Annotated in this window: 2 protein-coding genes; one reads left to right on the forward strand and one right to left on the reverse strand. The window is 43.7% G+C overall.

What is annotated here, in order from left to right; all coding sequences use genetic code 11:
• On the reverse strand, positions 1-649 hold a 649-nt coding region (locus tag AACP44_RS08830), incomplete at its 3' end, for a TetR/AcrR family transcriptional regulator (RefSeq protein ID WP_339340163.1).
• Between the two features lie 85 nt (positions 650-734).
• On the opposite strand from AACP44_RS08830, the gene AACP44_RS08835 reads away from it, so the two are divergent.
• Positions 735-2,759 (forward strand): NADPH-dependent 2,4-dienoyl-CoA reductase, encoded by a 2,025-nt coding sequence (locus tag AACP44_RS08835; RefSeq protein ID WP_339340164.1) that lies wholly within the window; start codon positions 735-737, stop codon positions 2,757-2,759.
• Positions 2,760-3,313: the final 554 nt, after the last annotated feature.

Consider the following 3,313-nt stretch of genomic DNA (forward strand, 5'->3'; position numbering starts at 1 on the left):
AAGGCTGTTTAACAAGTGGCTCAAGCAATTGGCTGGCAGTTTCAAAAATAGCTTCAAAAGCTGTTTTATCTAGATAAATGCCATCTATCATCAAACGACTTAGGCCGTGAAAAGTGCTCCATGATAATTGCGCTATTCGCAAAGATGTAACGCCATCAGGTAGTTGCGCTTGCTGACATGACCTTGACACGCTATCAGTGTATACATGGAAGCTTTCATAAGCCTTTTCCTTCAGGCTTTGGCTAATATCCGTTGAAGTCCAGATCCTGCTACTGAACATCAAGTTATAATACTCGGGATGATCGGTGGCAAAGTTCACATAGTCGCGCATTTTTCGATGCAAGTGTTGAAGCAGGTCATCTTCCTCCGTGGTGGATTCAATGATCAGATCAAAACGTCTAAAACCTTCCTCGGCAATGGCGCAAAGCAAACCCTGTTTATCCTTAAAATGATGATAGGGCGCAGTGCGAGACACACCTGTACGGATCGCCAATTTCCGCATCGACAAGGCAGCTTCACCTTCTTCACGAATTATTTTAGCGGCTTCTGCCATCAATACCTGCTGTAAATCACCGTGGTGATAGCCCATTTTGGGGTTTTCATTGCAGTGACGGCTTGATGCGTTTTTGAGTTGCCGATTTTTACTCATATTTAACAATGTAACAGCCAAACTTGACACCGTCAAAATAAATCTATAAATTAACTTTTTTTAGCCAATTGCCGACAAAGTTATTATGACTGCAAATACATATCCCAATTTACTAAAACCCCTTGATCTGGGTTTTACCACCTTAAAAAATCGTAGCCTAATGGGCTCCATGCACACCGGCCTTGAAGAAGCAGAGGACGGTATTGAGCGCATGGCGGCCTACTTTGCTGAGCGCGCTAAAGGTGGCGTTGCTTTGATCGTCACCGGCGGTTTTGGCCCTAATAAGCGCGCCGGCACCGACGAGCATACCAAAGCACTCAAAACAGACCAAGATGCACAAGAACACCGCATTATCACCGATGCAGTTCATCAGGCTGGTGGTAAAATTTGTATGCAAATTTTACATACCGGTCGTTACGCTTATAACGAAAACCCTATAGCACCTTCAGCTATCCAGGCCCCGATCAACCCCGTCAAACCACAGGCCGCGACTGAACAAGAAATAGAACAACAAATTATGGACTTCGTTAATACATCACTACTGGCGCAAAAAGCGGGGTATGACGGCGTTGAAATAATGGGGTCGGAGGGTTACTTCCTAAATCAATTTCTTGCCGCCCGCACTAATCATCGCGAGGACGGGTGGGGCGGTAGCTATGAAAACCGTATGCGCCTACCGATAGAAGTGGTGCGTCGGGTTCGGGAAGCTGTGGGCGAAAAATTTATTATTATTTACCGGCTATCTATGCTTGACCTAGTTGAAGGTGGCAGTTCCTATGATGAGATTGTCCAATTAGGTCAGGCTATTGAGCAGGCCGGAGCAACCATTATCAATACCGGCATTGGTTGGCATGAAGCAAGAATTCCCACCATTGCCACCAAAGTGCCTCGTGCTGCTTTCACTTGGGTGACAGCAAAATTTAAAGATCAATTTTCCATACCCGTCATCACATCCAATCGAATTAATACACCAGAGGTTGCCGAATCGGTACTAGAGCGTGGCGATGCCGATATGGTTTCAATGGCCAGACCTTTCCTCGCCGACCCCAATTTTATTGCCAAAGCCGCCGCTGGAAAAAGCGATGAAATTAACACCTGCATAGGCTGTAATCAGGCCTGTCTGGATCATGTCTTTCAAAAGCAAATGACTAGTTGCTTAGTAAACCCCAGAGCCTGTCATGAAACTGAGCTAATTATTACCCCGGTTAAAACCGGCAAAAAACTCGCCGTTATTGGTGCTGGGCCAGCAGGGATGGCCTTTGCCACTACCGCAGCTGAGCGCGGCCATGATGTGACTCTATTTGATGCGGCGGGTGAAATAGGCGGCCAATTTAATATCGCCAAACAAATTCCCGGCAAAGAAGAATTTAGTGAAACACTGCGTTATTTCGCTAAAAAAATTCAACTAACGGGTGTGCAACTTAAACTCAATACACCAGTTTCCGTTAACGAACTCAATCAAAGTGACTTTGATGAAGTGATACTTGCCACCGGCATATCACCCAGAATGCCAGAGATTGAAGGCGTTAATCATCCCAAAGTTCTCAGCTATTTAGAGGTGATTAAAGAGCGCAAACCGGTAGGTAACAAAGTAGCCATCATTGGTGCTGGCGGTATTGGATTTGATATGGCTGAATTTTTAAGTCATAGCGGTGAGCCCACCAGCTTAAATATCCCTGCTTTTATGCAAGAGTGGGGGATTGATATGACACTAAAGGCGCGTTCAGGTATCGAAGGCATAAGTCCTATTGTGCCGTCATCACCTAGAAAAATTTATTTACTACAACGCAAAACTAGCAAAGTTGGTGCAGGGCTAGGTAAAACCACAGGCTGGGTGCATCGCCTTGGTTTAGTTAACCGTGGTGTCGATATGATCCCCGGCTGCGAATACCAAAAAATTGATGACCAAGGTCTTCATATCTCTATTGCTGGTAAAGATAAATTGTTAGAAGTAGATAATGTTATCTTATGTGCTGGCCAAACGCCGCTAAGAGAACTTACCGATGGCTTAGCTAAACCGTTTCATCTTATTGGCGGTGCCGACGTGGCTACAGAACTTGATGCCAAGCGCGCCATCGACCAAGGTACACGGCTGGCTGCTAACATATAAGGCTCTACTAATATAAGACTTAGCCGAAAGGATTTTTTAACCAGTCCTCGAATAAAAGGATGCCAAAGATAACCTGTTGCTAATTTTTTAGGTCAAAAAGTCAGTTCTTATGTAGCGTTTTTTATCCTCCTCGTGATGTCCCGCCGTTAAATAAAGCATAACAACGACTCGCAAAGAGTCAGTTGATTTTTTGCTGTATTAACAATTTCCCCATAGCCTCCGATGGCCTATGCAGGTTTTTTATATCTGCTTCTAAAGTACTAGCTCTTAAGCATTATTGAGTCTATGGCAGCTATTTTGTACCTTCCCATATCTACAATTTGAATAGATATCAGTTTATAAAAAGGGATTTTCACTTGCGCTTAAACATAATCCAGTTTGTGTATTCCCATTCTTTCTAATGAATCATTTTTTATGTGATTGCGGTGATTTATGAAAACAATAAGCAAAATTCTTTTAATTATTGCCGTTGGTTTGCTGACAGCTTGTGATGTCGATTCTGAGCTTGACAGTATTTTTGAGTCAGCAAATTTGGTTGATTCAGATAATGAGGA

The organism is uncultured Oceanicoccus sp., assembly GCF_963968385.1.
In the GTDB taxonomy this organism is placed as follows: domain Bacteria; phylum Pseudomonadota; class Gammaproteobacteria; order Pseudomonadales; family Dasaniaceae; genus Oceanicoccus.

Excerpts from the sequence above, each read along its gene's own strand:
- AACP44_RS08835 (WP_339340164.1), top strand. The coding sequence starts at position 735 with ATGACTGCAAATACATATCCCAATTTACTAAAACCCCTTGATCTGGGT.